This window comes from Bradyrhizobium guangzhouense, from assembly GCF_004114955.1.
GTDB classification, from domain to species: Bacteria; Pseudomonadota; Alphaproteobacteria; order Rhizobiales; family Xanthobacteraceae; genus Bradyrhizobium; species Bradyrhizobium guangzhouense.
Genome location: NZ_CP030053.1, coordinates 2336927 through 2360409, shown reverse-complemented (window position 1 = coordinate 2360409; position 23483 = coordinate 2336927). Strand labels below are relative to the sequence as shown.

21 protein-coding genes and 2 pseudogenes are annotated in these 23483 nt (G+C 63.0%); 16 read left to right on the top strand and 7 right to left on the bottom strand.

The genetic code is table 11. The features are described from left to right. Positions 1-65: 65 nt before the first annotated feature. The 3 genes and pseudogenes from XH91_RS39885 to XH91_RS11345 form a co-directional block, all read right to left on the bottom strand. Positions 66-710, bottom strand: coding sequence for an RNA-dependent RNA polymerase family protein (locus tag XH91_RS39885; RefSeq protein WP_283817328.1), 645 nt, complete (start codon positions 708-710; stop codon positions 66-68). 1207 nt (positions 711-1917) lie between these two features. Beyond that, positions 1918-3117 (bottom strand): annotated as a pseudogene (locus XH91_RS11350) (IS256 family transposase). 377 nt (positions 3118-3494) lie between these two features. After that, a complete protein-coding gene (locus XH91_RS11345) occupies positions 3495-4127 on the bottom strand; it encodes a hypothetical protein (protein ID WP_128950677.1) in 633 nt (210 codons plus the stop codon). A 408-nt stretch (positions 4128-4535) separates the two neighbouring features. Here XH91_RS11345 and XH91_RS11340 point away from each other — a divergent pair, with 408 nt between their 5' ends. The 5 genes from XH91_RS11340 (at position 4536) to XH91_RS39240 (ending at position 7701) form a co-directional block, all read left to right on the top strand. Then, the gene (locus XH91_RS11340) at positions 4536-4715 is read left to right on the top strand and encodes a hypothetical protein (RefSeq protein WP_128950676.1); all 180 of its coding nucleotides are present in this window, start codon (positions 4536-4538) and stop codon (positions 4713-4715) included. Positions 4716-4936: 221 nt separating this feature from the next. Continuing rightward, a complete protein-coding gene (locus XH91_RS11335) occupies positions 4937-5872 on the top strand; it encodes a DUF4357 domain-containing protein (protein ID WP_128950675.1) in 936 nt (311 codons plus the stop codon). A gap of 132 nt (positions 5873-6004) precedes the next feature. Beyond that, complete coding sequence (locus XH91_RS11330) at positions 6005-6511, top strand: hypothetical protein (protein ID WP_128950674.1); 507 nt, start codon at positions 6005-6007, stop codon at positions 6509-6511. Continuing rightward, on the top strand, positions 6508-6744 hold the full coding sequence (locus tag XH91_RS11325) for a hypothetical protein (RefSeq protein WP_128950673.1): 237 nt from the start codon (positions 6508-6510) through the stop codon (positions 6742-6744). Before XH91_RS11330 ends, XH91_RS11325 begins: the two co-directional genes overlap by 4 nt. A 288-nt stretch (positions 6745-7032) precedes the next feature. Beyond that, positions 7033-7701: a hypothetical protein gene (locus tag XH91_RS39240; RefSeq protein ID WP_206736858.1), complete on the top strand. Its 669-nt coding sequence runs from the start codon at positions 7033-7035 to the stop codon at positions 7699-7701. Between the two features lie 545 nt (positions 7702-8246). Here the strand turns inward: XH91_RS39240 and XH91_RS11315 are convergent. Next, positions 8247-9962 (bottom strand): MobA/MobL family protein, encoded by a 1716-nt coding sequence (locus tag XH91_RS11315; RefSeq protein WP_128950672.1) that lies wholly within the window; start codon positions 9960-9962, stop codon positions 8247-8249. 570 nt (positions 9963-10532) lie between these two features. On the opposite strand from XH91_RS11315, the pseudogene XH91_RS40090 reads away from it, so the two are divergent. The 4 genes and pseudogenes from XH91_RS40090 to XH91_RS39370 all read left to right on the top strand — a co-directional run. Beyond that, positions 10533-10640: pseudogene (locus XH91_RS40090) on the top strand (IS110 family transposase); the annotation flags it as partial. Positions 10641-11131: 491 nt separating this feature from the next. Further along, positions 11132-11380 carry a hypothetical protein gene (locus XH91_RS39380; protein WP_245477303.1) on the top strand — a complete coding sequence of 83 codons (249 nt, stop codon included), beginning with the start codon at positions 11132-11134 and terminating at the stop codon, positions 11378-11380. Between the two features lie 76 nt (positions 11381-11456). Beyond that, positions 11457-11756 (top strand): hypothetical protein, encoded by a 300-nt coding sequence (locus XH91_RS39375; RefSeq protein WP_245477302.1) that lies wholly within the window; start codon positions 11457-11459, stop codon positions 11754-11756. Between the two features lie 37 nt (positions 11757-11793). Further along, a complete protein-coding gene (locus XH91_RS39370) occupies positions 11794-12471 on the top strand; it encodes a transposase (RefSeq protein WP_347339931.1) in 678 nt (225 codons plus the stop codon). Here XH91_RS39370 and XH91_RS11295 read toward each other — a convergent pair. Together XH91_RS11295 and XH91_RS11290 are read right to left on the bottom strand one after the other, a co-directional pair. Beyond that, positions 12369-13151: an enoyl-CoA hydratase/isomerase family protein gene (locus tag XH91_RS11295; RefSeq protein ID WP_128950671.1), complete on the bottom strand. Its 783-nt coding sequence runs from the start codon at positions 13149-13151 to the stop codon at positions 12369-12371. The two genes, XH91_RS39370 and XH91_RS11295, sit on opposite strands and share 103 nt — an antisense overlap. 130 nt (positions 13152-13281) lie before the next feature. After that, positions 13282-15372 (bottom strand): molybdopterin oxidoreductase family protein, encoded by a 2091-nt coding sequence (locus XH91_RS11290; RefSeq protein ID WP_128950670.1) that lies wholly within the window; start codon positions 15370-15372, stop codon positions 13282-13284. A gap of 234 nt (positions 15373-15606) precedes the next feature. Here XH91_RS11290 and XH91_RS11285 point away from each other — a divergent pair, with 234 nt between their 5' ends. The 4 genes from XH91_RS11285 to XH91_RS11270 are packed head-to-tail and all read left to right on the top strand — an operon-like array spanning position 15607 to position 19887. Further along, on the top strand, positions 15607-16581 hold the full coding sequence (locus XH91_RS11285; RefSeq protein ID WP_128950669.1) for a tripartite tricarboxylate transporter substrate binding protein: 975 nt from the start codon (positions 15607-15609) through the stop codon (positions 16579-16581). A 14-nt stretch (positions 16582-16595) separates the two neighbouring features. Then, positions 16596-17066 carry a (2Fe-2S)-binding protein gene (locus tag XH91_RS11280; RefSeq protein WP_128950668.1) on the top strand — a complete coding sequence of 157 codons (471 nt, stop codon included), beginning with the start codon at positions 16596-16598 and terminating at the stop codon, positions 17064-17066. Next, on the top strand, positions 17063-19192 hold the full coding sequence (locus XH91_RS11275) for a xanthine dehydrogenase family protein molybdopterin-binding subunit (RefSeq protein ID WP_128950667.1): 2130 nt from the start codon (positions 17063-17065) through the stop codon (positions 19190-19192). Before XH91_RS11280 ends, XH91_RS11275 begins: the two co-directional genes overlap by 4 nt. Next, on the top strand, positions 19189-19887 hold the full coding sequence (locus XH91_RS11270) for a molybdate ABC transporter substrate-binding protein (protein WP_128950666.1): 699 nt from the start codon (positions 19189-19191) through the stop codon (positions 19885-19887). The genes XH91_RS11275 and XH91_RS11270 overlap by 4 nt, the downstream gene beginning before the upstream one ends. Positions 19888-19896: 9 nt before the next feature. Here XH91_RS11270 and XH91_RS11265 read toward each other — a convergent pair whose 3' ends face one another. Continuing rightward, positions 19897-20703, bottom strand: a complete 807-nt coding sequence (locus XH91_RS11265) for an SDR family NAD(P)-dependent oxidoreductase (protein ID WP_128950665.1) — start codon at positions 20701-20703, stop codon at positions 19897-19899. A 371-nt stretch (positions 20704-21074) separates the two neighbouring features. Between XH91_RS11265 and XH91_RS11260 the strand changes: the two genes are divergently transcribed. The 3 genes from XH91_RS11260 to XH91_RS11250 all read left to right on the top strand — a co-directional run bounded on the left by XH91_RS11260 (position 21075) and on the right by XH91_RS11250 (position 23475). Continuing rightward, a complete protein-coding gene (locus tag XH91_RS11260; protein WP_430648546.1) occupies positions 21075-21815 on the top strand; it encodes a GntR family transcriptional regulator in 741 nt (246 codons plus the stop codon). Between the two features lie 55 nt (positions 21816-21870). Then, complete coding sequence (locus tag XH91_RS11255; protein WP_128950664.1) at positions 21871-22875, top strand: TRAP transporter substrate-binding protein; 1005 nt, start codon at positions 21871-21873, stop codon at positions 22873-22875. Between the two features lie 84 nt (positions 22876-22959). Next, positions 22960-23475, top strand: a complete 516-nt coding sequence (locus XH91_RS11250) for a TRAP transporter small permease (RefSeq protein WP_128950663.1) — start codon at positions 22960-22962, stop codon at positions 23473-23475. The last annotated feature ends 8 nt before the right edge of the window (positions 23476-23483 follow it).

Below are 23483 nucleotides of genomic sequence, written 5' to 3'. Positions count from 1 at the left end.
CTTTGCCCTCACAGATCCGGGCGGGCGGATTTCCCGCACCCGGCTCTTGCCGAGAGTAACCCGCGTCATATCCGCGCCTGCGCCCATGTGCGAGTGATGCGTGGAGTTGGCAGGCGGAAGCGTGCCGTCAGGGTCTCGAACTCCGGCCAGCCCATGCGCCGACTTTTCTGGCTGCGCCGTCTCAGACAACGCAGCCAGGTTCGACGCACTTCGCGGTAGAAGCCGTTGAGCGCTGGATAATTGTGCGGCCTGCCGTAGTAGCCATAGTGCCCGCGCAGCACGGCGGCGAACCACTCGTGCTGCTTGGCCAGTGACGCGTGCGTGAGCCGCCAGGCGTCCTGGCGCAACGCCGTCAGCTTCCGCGTCAGGCGTTTCCCTCCCGTCTTGTGCTTCACGATGAACCGGCCATCCCGGGTCCTCCCGCAGTAGTGGGTGAAGCCCAGGAAGGCGAAGGTTTCTGGCCGCCGCTCGCCGCGCCGCAGACGCGAGAGGGCCGCGAACCGGCCAAACTCGATCAACCGGGTCTTGTCCTCATGGAGCGTCAGGCCGAAGCTGGCCAGCCGCGCCTTGAGGGCCAAGCGCATTTCCTGCGCATCGGCCTTGTTCTCGAAGCCCATGACGAAGTCGTCTGCACAACGCACGGTCACGATGCGACCGCGTGCGTGGCGACGACGCCATTGATGGATCCAGAGATCGAGGATGTAGTGCAGGAAGATGTTGGCGAGGAGCGGGCTGATGCCTGCCCCTTGCGGCGTTCCCCTGTCCGTCTCTTCCTCTCGCCGCTCTCAAGAAAGCCAGCTCGCAGCCACAGCTCGATGAGCCGTAGGATACGAGGATCGGCGATCCTGTGCGCCACCATCCGCAGCAGCCACCCGTGGTCGACCTGCGAATGTCGGCATCGAGCACCCAGTTCACGCGCTGGCTCATGATCGCTGTATGCAGGGCATCAAGCGCCATCTGAGGATTCCGCCCCGGCCGGAAGCCGTAGGAGAATCCGAGGAAGTCGGCCTCGTAGACCGCGCTCAATACCTCGGCCACCGCGCTTTGGACGATCTTGTCCTCGAGCGTCGGCACACCGAGAGGCCGCTTGCCGCCGTCGGCTTTGGGAATGTAGACACGCCGCACCGGCTGTGGCCGGTAACGAGCAGTGTGGACCCGTGCGCAGAGATCGCGGATGTTATCCGTGAGCCCTTCTTCGTACTTCGCCACCGTCACCCATCGACCCCCGCGCTGGCCTGCCGTTTTTGTCGCCAAAACGCCCGAAGCAGAGCGTCTTCATCGATGTGGTGCAGGAGGGCCGTGAACCGGGTTTGGGCAGCCTGCTTGGCCGCCGCGTTCACCCGCTCGAGGTTTGGCAGCAAGGTAACCCGGCTCTGCGTCCGGACCCTGGCCTCCTCGCGCAAGCTCCCCTCGTGCTGGTCCCTTCCCTCCATGCGTCTCGTTACCCTCGACAACTTCACAGGTACTACGAACCAGTCCGACTCCCGACCTCGGCTCGGACCGCGGCTCTGGCAATGCCCTGCCGCTGTCCCCCACTGTAGACCAATCCAATGGACCCGGTCGGGCCTCTCATGTTCCGATGATTACCTTCCAAGCGTGATCCGGCCATCGACCCCGACGGAGCGACATCGTCTCGCCTATCGACGGCGCTCGTGCTGCCTTCGTGCTTAGGGAACACTCGGCCTCCGCGAACTTCCACCTTTCGAGGCTCATTCCCGCACCCCGCATGGCTCCTGTCTACACTTCAGACCCCGCGTTACCACGACGCCCGCAAGACTCGGTCCCGGCTTGCCTGCTTCGGCTTTGGCCGGATGGGACTTGCACCCACAAGCAATCATCAGCTTGGCATGACGTACCCCCCGCGGCGTGGTGTAGCTGAGTGCGGGTCACCACGTTCGCCGGCATGGGTCGGATCGGTCAACTGGCGATTGCCGGGAAGCTGACGGCGAAATCATCGCCCAACGGGGCGATGGTTTCCAGTGTCATGTAGCGGCCGCGCTGGACCGCCCACTCGTCGTTCTGCTCGAGCAGGATCGCACCGACGAGGCGGACGATGGCATCTTCATTGGGGAAGATGCCGACCACTTCGGTTCGGCGCTTGATCTCGCCATTGACCCTTTCGAGCGGATTGGTCGAGTGCAGCTTGGCGCGATGCTGCGGCGGGAACGTCATGTAAGCGAGCACGTCGGTCTCGGCCTCGTCGAGGAAGCCGGCCAACTTCGGCAGTTTAGGGCGGAGCTGATCGGCGATGCGCCGCCACTGGGCCTTCGCTGCCTCGGCATCGTCCTGGGCAAAGGCGGTGGCGATGAAGGCGGAGACGACGCGCCGGCCGCTCTTGCCGGCATGGGCCAACGCATTGCGCATGAAGTGGACGCGGCAACGCTGCCAGCTGGCGTTGAGCACCTTGGCCACCGTCGCCTTGATGCCTTCATGGGCGTCGGAGACGACCAGCTTGACGCCCCGCAGGCCGCGGCGGGCGAGCTTGCGCAGGAACGCCGTCCAGAACGTCTCGGCTTCGGAAGGGCCGACGTCCATGCCGAGCACCTCGCGCCGGCCGTCGCCGTTGACGCCGACCGCGATGATCACCGCGACCGAGACGTTCCGCCCATTCTGGCGCACCTTCACGTAGGTGGCGTCGATCTACAGATACGGCCAGTCGCCTTCGATCGGGCGGCCGAGGAACGCCTTCACCTTGTCGTCGATCTCGGCGCAGAGCCGGCTCACCTGGCTCTTGGAGATGCCGCTCATCCCCATCGCCTGCACCAGATCGTCGACCGAGCGGGTCGAGACGCCCTGCACGTAGGCTTCCTGCACCACGGCGGTCAGTGCCTTCTCGGCCATCCGGCGCGGCTCCAGGAAGCCGGGGAAGTAGGAGCCCTTGCGCAATTTGGGGATGCGCAGCTCGACCGCGCCGGCCCGGGTCTCCCAGATCCGGTCGCGGTAGCCATTGCGCTGGGCCAGACGCTCGGGGCTTTTCTCGCCGTAGCCCGCCCCGGTCTGGCTCTCGACTTCCAGTTCCATCAGCCGCTGGGCCGCAAAGCCGATCATCTCGCGCAACAGATCGGCATCAGGGGTCTTCTCTACGAGCGTGCGCAGGTTCATCATGTCGTCGGTCATCGGTGGATCCTCGAATCAGGTTGGCTGTCGCAATCCAAACCTTACCGACGAACCATCGGTGACCACCCGCAAAGCCGCCCGCCCGCTACGGCGCTATGTGGGGCGCGCGTCCGAGCGGCTTTGCTATCAGCTACACCACTCCCTGGCACACGACCCGGCAGGCGTGACAATGCCCTGGGCGTGGCCCGCGTCGCTCAGCCACACGATGTAGATTAGATATAGGAAGTCATCGCTTTTGCGGGCACGTAGACCAGATCACAGCGCTCTTCGCTCGCGAGCTTTCGGCGCAGCACGTCTTCTTTAGCCGACTCGCCCTGATCGACACCTTGCCGTCCGGACCTCGGGAGGTTCGCAGCGTCGCTGCGGCCTAACCCAGATCAGTATCCAATACTCGGCCGATGTGCCGAATTATCGGAGGAAACTGCGCCCGGCAGCGCAGCCCGCAAATTTTCCTGCAGATCGGAAACGAACCGCTGGATCAGGGATGCGTCTGCGGCTTCAAGGAGTTGCCGCAAGGAGACGGCTTCCCCCGGGTGAAGCACACCGGCGATAAGTTTAGCGATCTTGGCAGCCTCGCTCGCGGTGCTTCGCTCCGGTGCGGGTTCCTTTTCGCGTTCCGGCTTCAGAAGTTGTTTCACCCACGTAACCCTCACGCGTCCGCCTTCGCGCGCGACTTTTAGCACCTTTTCGACAACGAGCTTGGGAGCCGAGGGCGCTGCGAGCAAGAACCCGGCAGACATAGGCACAAGGAGAATGTCCGGTTCCTTTCCCGCGAAATTCGCCAAATTCATCATATTCTGGACTTGGCGGATCTCGTACCCAGCTTCTGAATAGCACCAGCTGGTGAACTGGCCGTGGTCGAGCCCGATCTTCGCCTCGTTGAAAGCATTGCCCATTTCGGCTGCCCCGGCGGTGTTCCGGCATCCGGCGCTGTGGATACTGCTGCAAAGACCGCGCAACTTCGCCTGTTGCTCTTCCGGCAGCCCGCGGTAATCAAACTTCTTGCCCATGGTGGATTCCGAGGTTGTTCCAGACCAATATACTCGGAATCAATAAAACGTCAATAAATACAATATGATGGCAACTTGGCCGGACCAATGTTGGCAACTTGGCCGGGCAAAAAACGTGAAATTCTTCGCTTCTGTCTGGTGCAGCCCATCCTGGCCGCCACCCATGACCAGAGGTGGACTCGCTGGCGCTGGCCGAGCATGGAATCACGAACCAAACAAGAACAAAGTTGCAATTTGCCCGGAACAGCTGCATAAAGGAAGCGGCCGCTGCCGGTGCTGACACACCGGCAACGGCCTAACCGCAACGAACTTTAGGAGAAGTCCGTCATGGCTGACTGCCACAATAGCGCAGATTCGCCCCTGCCCCGCCCGTCCTTGCGTTCCCTCGTGCCCGCAAAGAGCATTCAAATGCCCGTCGAAACCGCTGGCATCCAGGCCGCGGTCACGAGTAATCAGGCGCCTCCGGTCTACGTTCTCGTCGACAGCCCGCGCTGCTATTTCGGCCGCACCCCCTGCCTGTGCCGACGGATGGAGCAGAGCGCGGTCTCCGGCAAGGCCGCTTCGCTCATCCCGACCTCCATCGCCTAGAACATCGCGAAGCTCGACACGAGTGGCCCGCGATCGCCTCTGGCTCACTTCGCTCCACTCCGTCGTCCGCGCTCCATCGCGAAATGGTTCGCACTCCTGACGTCCACGGAAAGGACAAAGTGCGGTCGGCCGGATGCCTTTCAATCGGATAGTTAGATGACTCCATACGTGCGGGTTTCCGGGCTTCGCGATCTCTCACTCAAACAGAAAGAGAGACTATCATGACGCTCGCTCCAACTAATGGCCAGTTGCCACCGGCCACCACCACCATCATCTACCGCCCCGAGGGCGGTATCGAAGGCTATCGTGAGGTCTTCGACGGCATCACGGATGTGGTGGTGTCGTCGTTCGCGTGGCCAACGCTGAAGGAAGTGTCGATCGCTGCTGCCGCGCCCGCCTGCTACCTACTCGTCGACCAGTCTTGCGTCTATTTCGGCGAAACCGCCGACATCAGGCGCCGGCTGAACGAACACGCTCGGGATCCCGGCAAGAATTTCGCACGCGAAGCCTACATCATCGGCGGCACGGGCCGCTCAAGCGAGTTGTGGTCTGATTCAAGTACGGCCGAATTCCTGCAGTTCAGGTTGACCGACCTCGCCGAGCAAGGCTCCCTGGTGGACGTCATCAAAGGGGTCAACCCGCGCATCCCCGACCTGAGCAAGGACCGGCGGGCGATGCTCGAGGGAGTCGTGCGGCACAGCCTGCGCTTGTTGTTCGACGCGGGGTGCAGAGTGTTCTGCTCGAACAACGGCAGCCAGCGACGCGTTACTGCCGACGCAGAGCTCCTCGGATCGGATCCGGCCGGGCCGATGCGGATCGGCGTCACGGCCACGCCTCTCCCCGGCACCGAACTCGAACTCATCTATGGCGATCTGTGGGCGCGCGGATTCCCCAATGAAGGTCGGTTCGTGGTCATGGCGGGTTCGGAAGTCCGTTATTCGGTCAACGAGAGCGCGTGGGGCTGGATCAGGGACGATCGCGCTCAGCTCAGGGCCGAAGGGGTGCTGGTGCCGATCGCCGGTTTGGAAGACCGGGAGCGGCTCGTCGTCGCGGTGGAGTTCGGCTCGGCATCCTCGGCCGCCAAGTTGGTCTGCGGCTCGCGCGATGGCGGCAAGTGGATGCCGCTGCGCTTTTCCCCGCCCACTCCCACCGTTTAACCGTTTGAAGGGCACGCATGACCAACGTTCTCGGATTGACCTTGCTCCACGACACGCCGGGTTCCCAAGTAGATAGCGGCACTGCGGCCATCGACCGGGAGAGTTCAGCCATCTCCTGCGCCAAGCACCGTCGTGTGGCCCCATCGCGCCCCTGGCCCTTCAAGGCTGAAGACCATTCCATATTGGCGTGGTGGCGAATGTTGCCACCTGACTCGATCGGCACTTCGGATCGCGAATTTCTGCCGCTCGTATTCAGGCGAAACCGTACTGGGCAACGACAGCGGGCTGACCGCAGCATTGCAAGGCGATGCGGATGCCGCGATCGACGCCGCCGTTGCCAGAAGGCCGATCAGCGAGATCACGCTGCAAACGGACATCGTGATGACGGCGGTTCTACACTCGGCGCTGTGCGGCAACGCCACGTCGGTGCTCGTCATGGCGCAAGTGCTTGGTCTGACCGCACTCGATCATTCGTTCGCGCTGCCGCTTGCGGCGTCCTGGCTCGCTCATGGCCATTCGCACGAGCCGGCGAAATTATACCAGGCAAAGGCCGTTCTGCCGACGGCGTTCCGGGAGCGGCATGGCGACGCCGCTGACCAATGGCTCCATCACTCGGTTTCAGGAGAACCCGACGAATGAACGGCGATGCGGGACACGTCAAGACGAGCAACTCCGAGCCGAAAGTCTCCGGTGGCGATGTCGTCGATGGCTCCGATCTGCTGATAGTCGACGAATATACCATATTGACCGGCGCCGCCGCCGCCGTGGACCTTGAGGAGGAGCTCAAGAGCCTGCCAAGAATTATACGGATGGCCTCCTCATCAACCGGCGAGGCGCAGATATCCATGACCGGCTGGTATCGGACATCGTAACGCTGCCCCCTGGATTATGCGAGACCGCGGCCTTCGCCGAGCAGGGCAGTGCCGAAGCGGCGCTGACGCTGGCAAAGCGCTCGACCGGCTCGCCGTGGCCGACGATGTTCCCGAACTCCGCCACATTGCAGACTGTCTCCGCCTGATCAGCTTGCCGCTGCAGCAGGCTCTGCATGCCTCCGAAGATTACCGACGGGTGACGCGAACACTTCTGACCGCGCTTGCACAGCTGCCGGAGGATATCGATTTGCGGCTTGGCGCCGAAATCGAAACATCATCGGCTGGTCGATGCTGCCGGCGCTAAGGTACCGCTTGCTGGGGTACCGGCGTCCTTACCAGCCGGCCGCCGCCGAAACCAGTGCTCTTGGCGAACTGACCGCGGTGCGCCGGATGCAAGCCGCCGAGGACGCCATCCAGATTGCGGTCGAAGCGCGCGTCGTCCGACGAGCGGACGAAGGCGAAACGAGCGATAGAATCAAAGAACGGGTCATCGAGCCACCGGAACCTGGAGAGCATCAGCGCATCGTCGCCACGGTTTCGCAGACGGAGATGAAGGACAAGAGGTTCAAGGAACTGCTTCCGCTGATCGCGCACGTCATCAACAAAGCAATTTCTTTGGTGACACCCCGCCTCTTGCGGAGGTCCGCGATGCACTTCTGTTCGAATTCCCGCAAGCGCAGAATGTCCCGACACGATACTCGGCGATCTGGTCGGCAGACGACCATCTTTATCCGCCCAACCCTGATCTCGGGAAAACCTGGTGGCGGGAAGACCCTCTTGGCTCGCCGGATGGGCGGAGAAGCTCCGGATACATTGCTGGCGAACGGACTGCGCCAGAGCAGATTCGGTATTTGCAGGTACGGACCGCCGCTGGAACTCCGCGGAGCCCTGTCATCCTTTTCTCGCAATCGCTCGTGCCAATCACGCCAATCCTTTGGTGTTACTCGACGAGATTGACAAATGCGGAGGGGTGATTGCTTACGCTGTCACGGCTATCGGCCGCTCTAAACCGGTCCCGTCTCTATGGCATTGTCTTCTCGGCATGCTGGAAGGTGAGTCGAGCCAACTTTACCTGATCCCTTGCCCCAAAATTTCGTGGACCTCAGCGAAATTTGCTACCTGACTACGGCAAACGACATAGCCGGTCTGCCCCCGTCCCCTGCTCGACCGTTTGTGGGTCGTCGACATGCCCCTCCCCTCGAGCCACCATCTCGATGCCTTGTTACCGGCCGTCCTAGGGGATCTCGCTCGCGATCGTGGTCTCGATGCGCGCTGGGTAACTCCGCTCGATCATGATGAGCGCGGGGCCATCGCATCGGCCTGGCGCGGCGGCTCGGTTCGCAGGCTGCGCCAGCTCGTCGAGGTCATCATGCGAGATCGCGACGCGAATCTCCCCCGAAACTGATCGCGTGAGATTTTCATAGGTCGTCGACACCTGCTCAGCCTGTCCGAAACGTCGGCACAAGTCCTCACGCGGGGCAATCACAGTCGAGCCGCGCTGGCTACTTGGTGGAGAAAGGCGATTTTTTCGACATCATCGTCGGACGACGGATCTCAATCGGCGGCAACATGAAGGGACAGGATTCAAGACGCGTCGACGGGGGGCGAGTTTCGCGAGCCGCCCGGTTCGAACCCAAAGGCAAGGCTTCGAAAACTCGATCGGCATAATTCTTCCAGATGTCGGCACTCAGCTGTCGATGGAATTCGTCTTCGAGGATCGTGGGCTTGGGCGGTTCTGGGAAGTCGAACTCGTCGTCGAAGATGTTTTTCGATGACTTTTGTTTGGGCTCAGAAGGCGCCGTCTCTTTGCGATGCTGGCCACCAACGTCATCAGGATGGCGATCGCGAAGCGCTTCCAGGCCCCGGGCGAGCGGAGTGAGCGGCAACCGACCGCCTCGGTCGTCCACCACGAGATTCGCTATGGTCGTTCCCGGCGAGCCGGGTCGGCCGAAAACAGATGCCGGCCGCAACTCTTCGGGTACGTCACTTTCTGACCTGACCTCTGCATTTCCTGCTTCGACGACATCCGCAACTTCCAGCACCTCCATAGCGACCGCGAGGGGATCGAGCGGCCGGATCGTGTCGGCGAGCAAGTGACCGTATTTCCTTCGAATAAGGAGAATGGCGCGGGGGCTGGCGCAGCGATTGATGGCGGTGAGGCCGATCGGGACGCCAGCGATAATGAGTTCATCGGCCGATCCGGCATTGCCCTCGACCACCATCGCCGGCCAATCGAACGCCTGTGCGAGGATCACGATCAGCCGGGCCTGCGCGGGGCCGATGATACTTGAACTTGTAAACTTCTCGCCATCGAAGGTGGTCGAACCGTCGCGCGTAGACAAGGTTACGTCTTCGTCCGAGTGGAACGTCTCCGCTCCCGCGTCCGAAGCGAGCTGCACTACGAAATTCATGTTCAGTTGACGTTGCTCGATGCTCATGGACCGGTACCTGGTAACAGCATTCGTCACGACGGACGACTCTGCGGCCGCCAGAGTGCTCTCGGTCGCCTTCTTGTGCCGACGGGCAACCTTCAGGTTTTCGATCGAAGCGACGAATTCTCCTCGCTCGTGCCGGCGAAATTGTTGCCGGGGTACCCGGACTTCCGGTTCTGGAAGTCCCGCAATCTCGTTGCGGCGAGGATCCATATAGGCGCCGACGCCCACCAACGCCGATGCCAAAGTCACACGCCCCGCGACCAGAGCACGGACATGGCGTCCCATATTGCGCAGGAACAACTCGTTCCACGGTCGATACTTCTTACCGAAGCCATTCTCCTCCAAGGCACGCTGCGAGAGAAACCCATGTGCATGCGGATTGGTGCCGCCATCGGAGGCCGCTGGGCATTCTACGTCCAACCGGATCGCCATGCCCTGTGCGACGAACGGGGCGACCACAAACGCCGCCATGGGGATCAGGAGTTCCTTAGGGACCCCCCTGGGCAATGAAACGTCCAGCGTCCGTCCCGCCTGCGCGTCCACCCTCTTTTCCCGAGAAGCAATCGCCGTAATGAAAGTGCTCTCGTCTGCAAATTCAGCGGGAGCACCTTCGGGCAGCAAGACCAACCCGCCGAGATGCTGATCTTTGAACGGGGTGAAGTCTTCCCGACGGTGTCCGTCGTTGAAGGCGGTGCACATTTGGTACGCCAGACGGCCGGGCGCGGAATTGCCGTAGCGCAGCTGGACGACACCCAGCTGGATGTGAGGTGGACAACTGGTCATGCCGTGGTCTCGCAATTCCAACGTATAGGGGACCTACTCCATACCAAATAGCGGCAAGCCGCGAGGCCAAAATGCGGTCAGCGACCACTCGTTGGCGAGGTGCTCAGGCGTTACGACTACAACAGTATCAGCACCGGCATCGGCATACGCCGACCTTGACCCCGGGCAGGCTGAAGACCCCTTGACCGGCGGCAGCGCCGCCATATCGTTCATGCAGAACGGACCCTGCCGGCCGGCGTAACGGATCGCGTCGGCAACAGAGTACAAAACGGCACTTGGCGCTGTGCGCGAGACCACCCAGAAATCACGCTGACATAGAGATCCCGTCAAAAAAATGGCCCCAGCCCCGAGTCCGGCCAGTGGGGACCGGCTCAACGCAGAGGATGACAAAGGCTCAATCTCTTTAAGCTCAGCCCTGGTGTGAGTTGGCCCAAGATGACGAACTGCCGCACCGCCACGACCGAGATTGACGGAATTGGAGCCGACTTTTGACGTCGAAACGCGACATCCTTGTCTTCATGGGCATCGCCCAGAGGCGGTCAAACTCGCCCCGGTCGCAGCTGCCCTGCCGCAGTGGCGCCGGCCAACAAAATGGCTCGCATCCCCCGGAAGCTGATGACCACAGGAGAAAGCTACGATCGTGCGCAGATCGATGCCCAAATGGCTGTTGCCACTTAGTCGAGAGATCGGCCGGCCGGCGAATTCGTCCGTCTGAACCAGAGCTGCAAGAGCAGAGGAGATGGAGTGATCGGTCGACCCGAGACGCGAAGCTGCGGTGATTGGAATTCGTGTTACGGAAACCATCTTGGCCAGCGGCCAAAGCCGCACCCAACAGGCAGCACGTATGGATGCAAGCTATCCGATCAGTCCCCACGAAGCTCTTGTGCCACGGGGGCCGTCCACATATGGGTCCCGGCGTTCGCCCTAGGGCATGCACACACCTGGTTTCTGCGGAGGGGATTCCCGAATCGGTGCTTTGTGTGATTCCTATTGCGACACTTCGGCTTTGGCGGAGGTGTTGGCATGCTGTTAGGTATCGATTGGACCTTAGGCCGGTTCGGGGATCGTCGTCTCGATAAAGGGGGGCGGCGCTCGTCGAACGCGTGGTTGCGGGCAAAACGGTCTGCCTGCGACGACTTTCCCGGCGTAATCGCGCTCTGGAGGTCCGGTTGAACCGCTTTCTCGGCCACGGCAAGGTAACAGCGGAACGAATCGTCGCAAGCTGGGGCACAAGCACGATTGCGGCGGTAGAAGGCCGCCATGTGCTGGCGATCCAGGACACCAGCGAGATCCACTTGAATACGACGCCGGAGCGCCGGCGCGGGCTCGGAGAAATCGGCAAAGGCAATAACCACGGCGTGCTGCTGCATCCGCTGCTGGCGGTGGATGCCAATGATGGCCCTGTCTTGGACTTTTGAGCGGGCAGGTCTGGACGCGCCAGGGCCGTCGCACCACCTCGCACGACGAGCGTGAGCTATCAGCTAAGGAATTGCAGTGCTGGATATCCAGTGTCGTTACGGCAAGGCCGCTGCTCACCAAGGCTGCAGCGGTGACGGGGATCGCGAAAGCGATATTTTTGCCCTTTATGCCCGTTCGGCCGAGCAGCACTTCCACGTCATCGCGCGCAGCATGCATAATCGCAAGCTCGCCGACAGCAACGGCTTGTATGAGGTCAGCGATGCCATGGCTGCGGTGGATCGGCGTGCGATCCAACTGCCTGCGCGCGTGTTGCGACCGGCCGGCTTGGCCCATCTTGAGCTTCGCTTTGGCGCAATCGAGTCGCCCGCACAGTAAGTTCCTGCGCCATCTACCGAAAAGCTTGCCATTGGCGGTGGTCGATGTGCGCGAGATCAATACTGAGACCGACGTAGAGCTGCTGCACTGGCGTCTTCTCGCATCTCACAAGGTCACCGGCGTCGAGGACGCCTGGCGTATCGTCCAATGGTACAAGCAGCGCTGGATCATCGAGCAGTTCTTCCGCGTCCTCAAGACGCAAGGTCTCAAGCTCGAAGACAGCCAGGTCGCAACCGCCGATCGGCTTCTCAAGTTGGTCGCTATCGCCGCGAAGGCAGCTGTCATCACCATGCAGCTTCTCCAAGCGCGCGTCGGCGGTCAGCAGCTCTATCACGTTGCCTTCAACGACGGCGAAATCGGCGCGCTTGCTGCTCTCAACAAGCAACTCGAAGCCAAGAGCAAGCGACTAAAGAACCCGCATCCGCCCGACAGCCTCGCATGGGCCGCCTGGATCATCGGACGTCCGGGGGCTGGGATGGCTACCCATCGTCCAAGCCGCCGGGCCCGATCGCCTTCAAAAACGGCCTCGAATACTTCCAGGCCGTCGCAGCGGGATGGAGACTCAGAGATGCGTGCATGCCCTAGGGCGTTCGCCGGGACGACGGCTAGTAATTACTTCCCCGGCCATGACGGCTTGCGCTTCTCGCTGAACGCCTTCAGCCCCTCCTTGGCGTCTTCGGTCATCGCCAGCAGTGCGATCTGGCTTTCGGTGTAGGCGATGCTCTCGTCGAACGACATCGACGCGATGGCGCGCATGGCGTATTTGCCGCGTCGAATCGCGGTCGGAGATTTGTCGACGATGCGGCCGATCAGCCAGTCGACCTTGGCGTCGAGCTCGGCCGTGGGCACGACGTAATTGAGCAAGCCAGCGTCCTTCGCGGCTTTCGCGTCGAATGGCTCGCCGGTCAGCGCCCATTCGTTGACGAGGCGTCGCGGTGCGATCTCCTGCAACAGGCTCAGCACCTGCATCGGAAACACCCCGACCTTCACCTCCGGCAGGCCGAAGATGACATGGTCGGCCGCAACCGCCATGTCGGTCATGCACAAGAGGCCCATGCCGCCCGCCATGCAGACGCCGCCGACGCGCGCGATCGCGGGCTTGGTCGCGTTCTGCGACAGGCGCAAGAGATCGGCATAGTCGACATTCGGCCGGGAATGATCCATCGCGAAGGCCGCACCGGAATTCTGCAAGTCCGCACCCGCGCAGAACGCCTTGTCGCCGGCGCCGGTCAGCACGATGACGCGAACGTCCTTATCGTCGTGCGCATCGCGATAGCCCTTGGTGATGCCGGCGATCACATCGCCGTTCAGCGCGTTGCGCTTCTCCGGCCGGTTGATGGTGATCCAGAACGCCTGCCCGCGCTTCTCGGTGATGACGCCTGCGGTGTCGGTCATGACGCAAAATCCTTGCTCCGGTTTGCAGCCATTTGCGGCAGCTAGGGCGCCAGGTGCAAGGGCAATCTGCCTGAAGGCGCGCTTTAGCGCCTCGACGCAAATCTGCGGAAGATCACGGTGCGAGCGCGGCTCAGGCGGCGACCGCTTTCCGGATCCAGACCTTGTTGTCGTGGAACGCAGCGCCGCCGATCGGCGCGATCGTATCAGCGCCGGTCAGCACGTTGATGCCGCGGCCGCCGATATGATCCTTGTTCGGATGCACGGATTCCGCGATCAGCACGCCGCGCCGCACGCCCTCGAACAGCGTAGCGATCAGCGTGGTCTCGCCGCGGGTATTCCCCAGCGTCACCGCGTCGCCATCGGCGATGTCGAGCGCCGCGGCATCCAGCGGATGGATCATCACGCTCGCCTTGCCTTCGCGCGCCTGCGAGGACGGGGTCTCGTTGAAGGTTGTGTTGAGGAAGCTGCGCGAGGGGCTGGTCGCGAGCCGGAACGGATGAGTCTGATCGCTGTGCTCGATGACTGCCCAATGATCCGGAAGCGAGGGCATCTTGTCGGAATCGCCCATGGTCTGGCCGAACGGCGGATGCGCCCAATCGGCCTTGAAGTGGAATTTCTTGTCCGGATGCGCAAAGCCATCGAGATAATGCGAGGTGCGGAAGTCGGGCTGCAGATCGCGCCAGAGATCGGCCTCGAGACCGGCGATGTCGCCATGATCGCTCAGCTTCAGCGTCGTATCGATCAACTCGCGCGGCGTCATCTCGAAGCCCGGATGCTTCGCACCAAGCCGCGGCGCCAGCGCCTGCAGCACCTCATGGTTGGAGCGGCACTCGCCGGGCGGGTCGATCAGCTTGGGGCCGACCGAGATGTGCTGATGGCCGCCGCCGTAGTAGAGGTCGTCATGCTCCATGAACATGGTCGCCGGCAGGACGATGTCGGCCATCTCAGCGGTCTCGGTCATGAACTGCTCATGCACCGCGACGAACAGGTCCTCGCGCGCGAAGCCCTTTCGGACCAGCGCCTGCTCCGGCGCCACCGTCATTGGATTGGTGTTCTGGATCAGCATCGCCTTCACCGGCCCCTTGCCGAGCAGGGCTTCGGGATCGCCGGTGAGGATGCGGCCGACCTGCGACTGGTCGAGCGCGCGGACCGTCTTGTCGAGCGCATCATGACCTTCGATGACGGATTCGTTGAAGTGCCACAGCGCGTAATTGTTGAAGAAGGCGCCGCCGCCTTCGTACTGCCAGGCGCCGGTCACCGCGGGAATGCAGTTCGCGGCATGCATCTGCGTCGCGCCGTTGCGTGAACGGGTGAAGCCGTAACCGAGGCGGAAGAAAGTACGTTTGGTCTCGCCGACAGCCTTGGCAAAGGCCTCGATCTCCGCGACCGGCACGCCGCAGATTGCCGACGCCCATTCGGGGTTGCGCGTCTTCAGATGCGCTTCGAGCTCGGCAGGACAGTCGGTGTACTTGTCCAAATAGGCGCGGTCGGCATAGCCGTCGCGGAACAGCACATGCATCACGCCGCAGGCAAACGCGCCATCGGTGCCAGGCCGCAGCAGGATCTTGATATCGGCCTGCTTCATGGTCTCGTTGTCGTAGATGTCGACGGCGGCGATCCGCGCGCCGCGCTCCTTGCGCGCACGCGCGGCATGCGTCATCACGTTGACCTGCGTGTTGACGGGGTTGGTGCCCCAGATCACGACGAGGTCGGACAGGGCCATCTCGCGCGGATCGACGCCCGCGATCTTGCCGGTGCCGATTGCAAAGCCGATGCGCCCGACATTGGCGCAGATGGTCTGGTAGAAGCGCGAATATTTTTTCACGTGGGTGAGGCGGTTGAGGCCGTCGCGCATCACCAGGCCCATCGTGCCGGCGTAGTAGTAGGGCCAGACCGACTCCGCGCCGAATGCGCGCTCGGCCTGATTGAAGCGATCGGCGATCTCGTCGAGCGCCTCATCCCAGGAAATCCGCGCGAACTGGCCGGAGCCCTTCGGTCCAGTGCGGCGCATCGGGTACATCACCCTTTCGGGATGATGGATGCGCTCGGCATAGCGGGCGACCTTGGCGCAGACCACGCCGGCCGTATAAGTCTGCTTCTTCGAACCACGAACGCGGCCGATGCTGCGGCCCTCGACCACCTCGACATCGAGCGCGCAGGCCGACGGGCAATCATGCGGACAGGTGGAGTGGCGGATCTCGATCTTTGCGTGCTGGTTCATGGCCAATTTCGTAACATCAAAAGACCCGCGCGCCGAGGGCATTTATCCGGCAATGCCCATGCAAAATGCTCAAACCACGCGCGCCGCCTGTTCCTCCCGCGACCGCGAAATGCCGGGCTGACACACCGGAAGCGGGCCGATATTCCTGATCAAATCGACCTTGTGAGGCGTCGACAGTCCGCCTCCACTCCCTCTACAGTGCCATCAAACAAAAACGAATTTGGGGAGGTTGGTGTGACGGCCCGACACATTTCGCTGGCGCTAGCCGCCGGCCTGCTCGCTGCATTCTCCGCAAGCTCATCCCCGGCGCAGGATTATCCCGCGCACGCCGTCCGCATCGTCGTGCCGTTCGGTGCCGGCGGGCCCGCCGACGTCGCAGCACGGCTCATCGGCCAGGCGCTCCAGGAGCGCTTTGGCCAGCCCTTCGTGGTCGAGAACCGCACCGGCGCCGGCGGCGTCATCGGCACCGTCGAGGCGGCGAAATCGCCGGCCGACGGCTACACCTTGCTGATGATGTCCAACACCCAGACCGCGAATGAATCGCTGCTGACGCCAGAGCAGCGCAAATACGATCTGATGCGCGACCTCGCGCCGATCGCGCCGGTGAACTATTCCGATCTCGTCATCGTGGTAACCCCGCAAGTCCCGGCGAAGACGCTTGCCGAGTTCATCGCACTCGCCAAGGCGCAGCCCGGCAAGTTGAACTACGCTTCATCAGGCCAGGGTACGCCCTATCACATGGCCGGCGAGCTGTTCAAAGCGATGGCTGGCATCGATGTCGTCCACGTCCCTTACCGCAACAGCGGCGAGGCCCGCAGCGGCGTGATCGGGGGGCAGGTGCAGATGATGATCGATGCGGTGCCGGCGATGGCGCCGAACATCGGCGAGAACCAGGTCCGCGCGCTCGCGACCACCGGCCAGCAACGCTCCACGGTGCTGCCGAACGTGCCGACCGCCGGCGAGGCCGGCGTTCCCGGCTACGAGGCGACGATCTGGCTCGGCCTGATGGCGCCAGCAGGCACGCCGAAGCCGGTCATCGACAAGCTCAACTCGGCCGTCAACGCGATGGTGAAGCGGCCCGACATCGTCAAGCTCTGGACGGAGCAAGGTGCCGTGCCGATGTCGATGACATCGGAGGAGTTTGACAAATTCCTGCGCGGCGACATCGCGAAATGGGCCGACGTCGTCAAGAAGTTCAACAAGTCCTGATGCTTTCGCGGGTCATGCCCACCATTCAATTCCAGCTCAACGGCGCTGCGGTGTCCGTGGATACCGATCCGGACCAGACGCTGCTCGACGTGCTGCGTGGCCGGCTCGGCATCACAGCTGCGCATTTTGGCTGCGGCGCCGGCGAATGCGGAGCCTGTTGCGTGATGGTCGACGGCCAGGCAACGGCGTCTTGCGATAGGCCGATGTGGTCGGTGGCGGACAAGGCCGTCGTTACACTTGAGGGTCTCGGGACGGTCGAGCAACCGCATCCGCTGCAACGCGCTTTCATCTCGAACCAGGCGATGCAATGCGGCTATTGCGTCTCGGGCATCCTGATCAGCGCGGCAGCGCTGCTGAAGCGCAATCCGTCGCCGACGGAGGCGGAGGTCAGAGCGGCGCTCGATCGCAATCTGTGTCGCTGCGGGTCGCATAACCGCATGGTCCGCGCCGTGCTGCGCGCGGCATCGGAGATCGCAACGTCATGAGCGCGCCGCCTCCTGGTCCGAAACTGCCGCACAGCCTGATCGCCAACCCAAGACTGTCGTCTTGGGTACGGTTCACCACCGATGGCCGCGTCGCAATCTTGCCCGGCAAGGTCGAGATCGGCCAAGGCGTCGTCACGGCGCTGGCGCAGATCGCCGCGGACGAGCTCGACGTCGAGATCGGCCGCATCGAGATGATCCGCGCCTCGACGGCGGTGAGCCCGAACGAAGGCGTCACCTCGGGCAGCCTGTCGATCCAGCAATCCGGCCGCGCGCTGCGCCACGCCTGTGCCGAGGTCCGCCAGCGTTTTCTCGCAGCGGCATCGGAACGGCTTGGCGTCGATCCAGCCCTGCTCGGTGTCGAGGATGGCATGATCTCCGGCCCCGGCAATGTCACGACCAGCTATTGGGAGCTCGCGGGAGACGTCTCGCTCGATCACGATGCAACGCCTGGCACAATCGCCAAGTCCGCCGCCACACGCAGCGTCGCCGGGCGTTCCATCCAGCGCGTCGACATTCCCGACAAGGTGTTCGCGCGGCCGCGCTTCATTCATGATCATGCGCTGCCCGGGCTGGCGCATGGGCGTGTGCTGCGGCCTGACGTCTCGCGTGCGCGACTGATCGCCCTCGACGAGGCGCTCGCGCGCAGCGTTTCCGGGCTCATCGCGATCGTCCGCGACAGCGACTTTGCCGGCGTCGTTGCCGACAGCGAGGCTGCGGCTGAAGCCGCGCTGAAAGCCCTGCGCAAGGGCGCGACTTGGTCGTCGGGGGAGCCGCTGCCGGATGAGAACGATCTGGCGGGCTTCCTGCGAGGCCAGCCGGTCGAGACCACCGTCATCGACACCAGGGCAGCAGTCACCATAAATGCTACGCGTACGCTCCGGCGGCAATACACCCGCCCCTACATCGCACATGCCTCGATCGCGCCGTCCTGCGCGATGGCGCAGTGGGATGACAACCTTATCCATGTCTGGACGCACAGCCAGGGCATCTATCTGCTCCGCGCGGATCTCGCAATCGTGCTCAAACTGCCGGCCGAGAACATCGTCGTCGAGCACATGGAAGGCGCCGGCTGCTACGGACACAATGCCGCCGATGACGTCGCACTCGATGCCGCGCTGCTGGCGAAGGCCGCCGGCGGCCGTCCGGTGCGGGTGCAGTGGTCGCGCCACGACGAGATGTCCCACGCGCCGTTTGGTGCCGCGATGGCCATCGAGATCGAGGCCGATCTCGATGCTGACAACGAAATCGTCGGCTGGCGTCATGCGATCTGGAGCAATGGTCATACGGCACGGCCTGGGCGCGCGGCCCAGCCCGCACTGTTGGCCGCAAGCGAAATTGCTAATCCCTATCCGCGCATGATCTCGACGAATCCGCCGCCCGCCAATGGTGGCGGCAGCGACCGCAACGCCGTTCCGCTCTACGATCTCCCGGCCTGGACCATCACCAGCCATCGCCTCCTGACCATGCCGGTGCGCACCTCGGCGCTGCGGACCCTCGGTGCGCAAGGAAACGTGTTCGCGATCGAATCCCTGATCGACGAGATCGCGGGTTTACGCGGTGAAGACCCGATCGCATTCCGCCTGCGACATCTCCGCGACGAGCGAGCGACGGATGTGATCCGTGCCGTGGCACGACGCGCGGGATGGAAGCCTGAAAGACGATCCGGCATCGGCCACGGCGTCGGCTTTGCCCGCTACAAGAACACCGGCGCCTATTGCGCCGCGATCGCCGAGGTCGAAGGCGCCGACGACATCCGCGTGGCGCGGCTGACGCTTGCGGTCGACGTGGGCGAAGCCATCAATCCGGATGGCGTCATGAACCAGATCGAAGGTGGCGCGATCCAGGCGACGAGCTGGGTGCTGAAGGAGCGCGTCCGCTTCGATCGCACGCACATCACCACCACCTCGTGGACGGACTACCCGATCCTGACCTTCAGCGAGGTCCCGACGGTGGATGTCGAGATCATCCAGCGACCGGAGATCGAGCCGGTCGGCGCGGGCGAGGCTGCGCACGGCCCGGTGACGGCAGCGATCGCGAATGCGGTTCATGATTGTCTCGGCCTGCGCATCCGCGACCTGCCGATCACGCGGGACAGGATCATCGCAGCCATGGAGCTTGCATCGTGACGACAGTGAACATTTTGAGCGGCGGTGCGGCGCAAGGCCTGGTGCGCGGCCTTGCCGAGGCCTTCAAGGCTCAGACCGGCTTCGGCATCGACGGCGAATTCGGCGCTGTCGGCATGATGGCGGACAAGCTGCGCGCAAGCGCGCCGGCGGATCTCGTGATCCTGACGCAGACCCTTCTTGGCAAGCTTGCCGCCGAGAAACTTGTCTTCCCCTCCTCAGTCGCGGATATCGGCCGCGTGGAGACCGCCCTCGCCGTCCGCAGCCGCGATCCCAAAGTGACCGTGAAGACGGAGGTTGATCTCCGCGACGTCCTGCGCTCGGCGGATGCCATTTACGTTCCTGACACCAAGGCCTCGACTGCCGGCCAGCACGTTGCAAAGGTGCTGGATCAACTCGGCATCGCCTACGAGGTCGCGTCGCGCTTGAGGATATTTCCGAACGGTGCCACAGCGATGCGCGAGCTGGCGACGTCCACGGCAATGCGGCCGATCGGATGCACCCAGGCGACCGAGATCATCGCGACCGGCGGCATTGCGCTATCGGGTGCGCTGCCGCCGGGATGCGAGCTGGTGACGACGTACACAGCCGGCATCGCCACGCGGGCGGTGCACCCTAAGGAAGCGGCGGCGCTGATCGCGCTGCTGACCGGTGCAGACCAGAGAGACCTGCGCCAGCGCATGGGTTTTGCCGGTTAGATCCGAATCCTATTTGTGCAATTGGGTGAGACCGGTCGGCGGGCCATCAACTCCGGTCCAGCCGCCGTCGACGAACAGCGTGCTGCCGCTGACATAGCTTGCGGCATCCGAGGCGAGATAGGCAACGGCCGTGGCGACTTCGTCGGCGCTGCTCCAGCGGTTGAACACGGTGTGGCCGGCATAGAGCTTGTAGATGTCGGGCCGCTGCTTGAATGGGCTGGTCAGCGCCGTCTCGACGATGCTCGGCGCGATCGCGTTGACGCGCACGCCGGCATGGCCGACCTCGGAGGCAAAGCCCTTCACCAGCAAACCGATCGCCGCCTTGGTCGAGCCGTAGATTCCGAGGCCCGGCTCGATAGTCACCGCGCGCACCGAGGAACAGGCGATGATGCTGCCGCCCTTCTGCTCGACCATGATGCGGCCGAACGCCTGGAAGAACCAGACCGTGCCCTTGACGTTGAGGTTCAGGACGCGGTCGAGATCCTCCTCGGTGTAGTCGAGGATCGTCTTGCGAATGTTGAGCCCGGGCGTCGTCACCGCGACGTCGAGCCGCGAAAACTTCTGCATCACGATCTTGGCCAGCGCATTGACGTCTGCAGCGCTCGAAGCATCGCAACTTGCCGCCTCGGCCCAGCCGCTCTTGTCGCGAATGCCAGCAGCGGTCGCCTCGGCCGCGTCCAACGCACGATCGGCGCAGACGACGCGGGCACCGAGCCCCGCCAGCGCCTCGGCGGACGATTTGCCGATGCCCGATGCGGCGCCGAGCACCACGGCGGTCTTGCCGGTGAGATCGAAGAGCTTGCGATAGTCAGTCACGGTCACGTCCTTTTCTTGTTTGCAGCCTAGCTGCTCGTTGCGCACCAAATGGTCGGGATACGAGAGGTCGGGGTTCGTTCGTACACCCGACAGCAGACGCATCAATCCAAAAACGGCATCGATCGATGCTCGCTTCAACTTGGACTCCCCACTCCGCGCGCCCTTACGAAGGCCAACGGGGAAATGGATTCAAGGAGGGGCGCTTGAGCGCGGACAGATCCATCATGGTCGCCAGAGAAATCTCGCGCGCGGCTTTCGGCTCGAGAAGGCCGCTTCCTGCTGCAATGCAGCAGAGACACCCCCTCCTAATCTCCTAGTTGATCTTCGCGACGTTCGCCTCGTATACTAATATATCAATTTACTGAGCACGCATGCCCGTCCGCTCGACGAAGAAAACTGAGGCCTCGGCTTCAGCCATGACCAGTCCTCGCCGCGGCAGGCCACCGCAGCGGGCGACGGCTTCGTCGCGCATCTACAGTGAGCTGCGCAGCGAATTGGTGACAATGCGGCGCAGGCCCGGCGAAGTGGTTTCGGAATCGGAGATCGCGCTCAGCTATGGCGTCAGCCGCACGCCCGTGCGCGAAGCGATCCTGAAGCTCTCCGACGAGGGCCTGCTGGACGTTTTCCCGCAATCAGGAATCTTTGTTTCCCGCATCCCGCTCGCCGCCCTGCCTGAGGCCATCATCATCCGCAAGGCCCTGGAAGAGACGACGGCGCGGCTCGCGGCCGAACGCGCGACGACAAGCCAGGTTCTGCAATTGCGCTCGATCGTGGAACGTCAGCGCGAGGCGGATGAGGCCGGGGACCGGGTTGCATTTCACCAGGCCGACGAGCTTTTCCACGCCACCATCGCCGACGTCGCCAGACACCCCGGAATCTGGACGCTGATCCTGCATGTGAAGGTGCATGTCGATCGCTATCGCCAACTGACGCTGCCGGTCACCGGACGCATGACGCAGGTAATTGCCGAGCACGAGCCGATCCTCGCGGCGATCGAGGCGCGCGATCCGCAACGTGCGGGGATTGCGATGGAGCGGCATCTCGACCGGCTGCTCCGCGACATCTCGGAGACGCAACATACCAATCCGGAGTTTTTCGCGAGCACGGAATGACCGTATCTCCGGTCGACGACGACACACACCGAAGAAGCAATGAGGGAGGACTACCATGAGACGCCGTGATTTCATCAAACTGAGTGCAGGACTAGGTGCAGGCCTTGGAGCAGCCTCGCTTGCTCCGATCTCTCCGGCCCGCGCCCAGACCAAGGCCGTGTTCAAGGCTGCCGACGTGCAGCCGGTCGGCTATCCGACGGTTGCCGCCGTCGAAAGCATGGGCAAGAAGCTCGCCGAGGCGACGCAGGGGCGCCTCTCGATCCAGACCTATCCCTCCGCGCAACTCGGCGCCGAAAAGGAGACGATCGAGCAGACCCAGATCGGCGCGATTCAGATGCTGCGCGTCAGCGCCGGCGCGGTCGGCCCGATCGTCGACGACATCAACGTCGTCAACATGCCGTTCCTGTTCAAGAACGTGGCCCAATCCTGGAAGATGATGGACGGCGAGATCGGCCAGGAACTGCTCGACAAGATTACGGCCAGCCCGAACGCCAATCTGGTCGGTTTGTGCTGGATGGATTCCGGTGCGCGCAGCTTCTACAACACCAAACACCCGATCAAATCGATCGCCGACATTCACGGCCTGAAGCTTCGCGTGATCGGCAACCCGATCTTCATCGACATGGTCAACGCGCTTGGCGGCAACGGCATCGCGATGGGCTACGACCAGGTGTTCTCATCGCTCCAGACTGGCGTGATCGATGGCGCCGAGAACAACCCGCCGAGCTACGTGTTCAGCAACCACTACACCGCGGCGAAATACTACTCGCTGACCGAGCACCTGATCATTCCCGAGATCCTGTGCTTCTCCAAGCGGTCCTGGACCGCGCTGTCCGCCGACGACCAGGCGCTGATCAAGAAGTTCGCCCGCGAAGCCCAGCTCGAGGAGCGTGAGCTCTGGAAGAAGTATGAGACGACGGCGATGGAGAAAGCCAAGGCCGCCGGCTGCGAGATCGTGGAGATCGCCGACAAGAAGCCATTCCAGGATGCGGTCAAGCCGGTCTGGGACAAGTATGGCCCGAAATACCAGGCGATGATCCAGCGCATCCAGGCGCTCTGAGCTTTCTCAAACAGAGCCAAAGCGCGACGATCACTCATCGCGCTTTGGCCTTCACAATTCGAACCACCAGAGCAGGAAACGAGGATGGCCGCACTGTTTCGCCGAGCGATGGACTTTCTCTACCTGTTGTGCGTGATCGTCGGCTGCATCGCACTGGTGTTGATCTCCGCGGTGATCCCGTGGGCGGTGTTCACGCGGTACGTACTCAACAGCGCGGCTTCGTGGCCGGAGCCAATGGCGGTGCTGCTGACGATCGTTTTGACCTTCATCGGTGCAGCCGCCGGCTATCGGCTTAACCTGCATATGAGCGTCGGCTATTTCGCCAAGAAGCTGCCTCCGCTGCTGCAACGGGCGACGGACATTCTGGTCCAGCTGCTGATGGCGCTGATCGCTCTGTTCATGGTGATCTGGGGCGAGCGACTGGTCGAGGTCACCTGGCACAACAGCATTGCCGACTTCCCCTCGCTCTCGGTCGGTGTCACCTATCTGCCGATTCCGATCGGCGGCCTCTGTCTGCTCCTGTTCGTGATCGAACGGATTTTCCTCGGCGCGCCGCCCGACCCGATCGGCAAGCATTCCGAAACCGCCCCCTTCGAGTGAGCCGGGAG

What these genes read in the sequence shown, in the direction of transcription:
- XH91_RS11345 (WP_128950677.1), bottom strand. Translation starts at nt 4,127, where the DNA reads ATGGGCAAGAAGTTTGATTACCGCGGGCTGCCGGAAGAGCAACAGGCG.
- XH91_RS11275 (WP_128950667.1), top strand. Translation starts at nt 17,063, where the DNA reads ATGAGCGCGCCGCCTCCTGGTCCGAAACTGCCGCACAGCCTGATCGCC.
- XH91_RS11260 (WP_430648546.1), top strand. Translation starts at nt 21,075, where the DNA reads ATGCCCGTCCGCTCGACGAAGAAAACTGAGGCCTCGGCTTCAGCCATG.
- XH91_RS11295 (WP_128950671.1), bottom strand. Translation starts at nt 13,151, where the DNA reads ATGACCGACACCGCAGGCGTCATCACCGAGAAGCGCGGGCAGGCGTTC.
- XH91_RS11250 (WP_128950663.1), top strand. Translation starts at nt 22,960, where the DNA reads ATGGCCGCACTGTTTCGCCGAGCGATGGACTTTCTCTACCTGTTGTGC.
- XH91_RS11315 (WP_128950672.1), bottom strand. Translation starts at nt 9,962, where the DNA reads ATGACCAGTTGTCCACCTCACATCCAGCTGGGTGTCGTCCAGCTGCGC.
- XH91_RS11325 (WP_128950673.1), top strand. Translation starts at nt 6,508, where the DNA reads ATGAACGGCGATGCGGGACACGTCAAGACGAGCAACTCCGAGCCGAAA.
- XH91_RS11340 (WP_128950676.1), top strand. Translation starts at nt 4,536, where the DNA reads ATGCCCGTCGAAACCGCTGGCATCCAGGCCGCGGTCACGAGTAATCAG.
- XH91_RS11255 (WP_128950664.1), top strand. Translation starts at nt 21,871, where the DNA reads ATGAGACGCCGTGATTTCATCAAACTGAGTGCAGGACTAGGTGCAGGC.
- XH91_RS11290 (WP_128950670.1), bottom strand. Translation starts at nt 15,372, where the DNA reads ATGAACCAGCACGCAAAGATCGAGATCCGCCACTCCACCTGTCCGCAT.
- XH91_RS39240 (WP_206736858.1), top strand. Translation starts at nt 7,033, where the DNA reads ATGCTGCCGGCGCTAAGGTACCGCTTGCTGGGGTACCGGCGTCCTTAC.
- XH91_RS11280 (WP_128950668.1), top strand. Translation starts at nt 16,596, where the DNA reads ATGCCCACCATTCAATTCCAGCTCAACGGCGCTGCGGTGTCCGTGGAT.
- XH91_RS11335 (WP_128950675.1), top strand. Translation starts at nt 4,937, where the DNA reads ATGACGCTCGCTCCAACTAATGGCCAGTTGCCACCGGCCACCACCACC.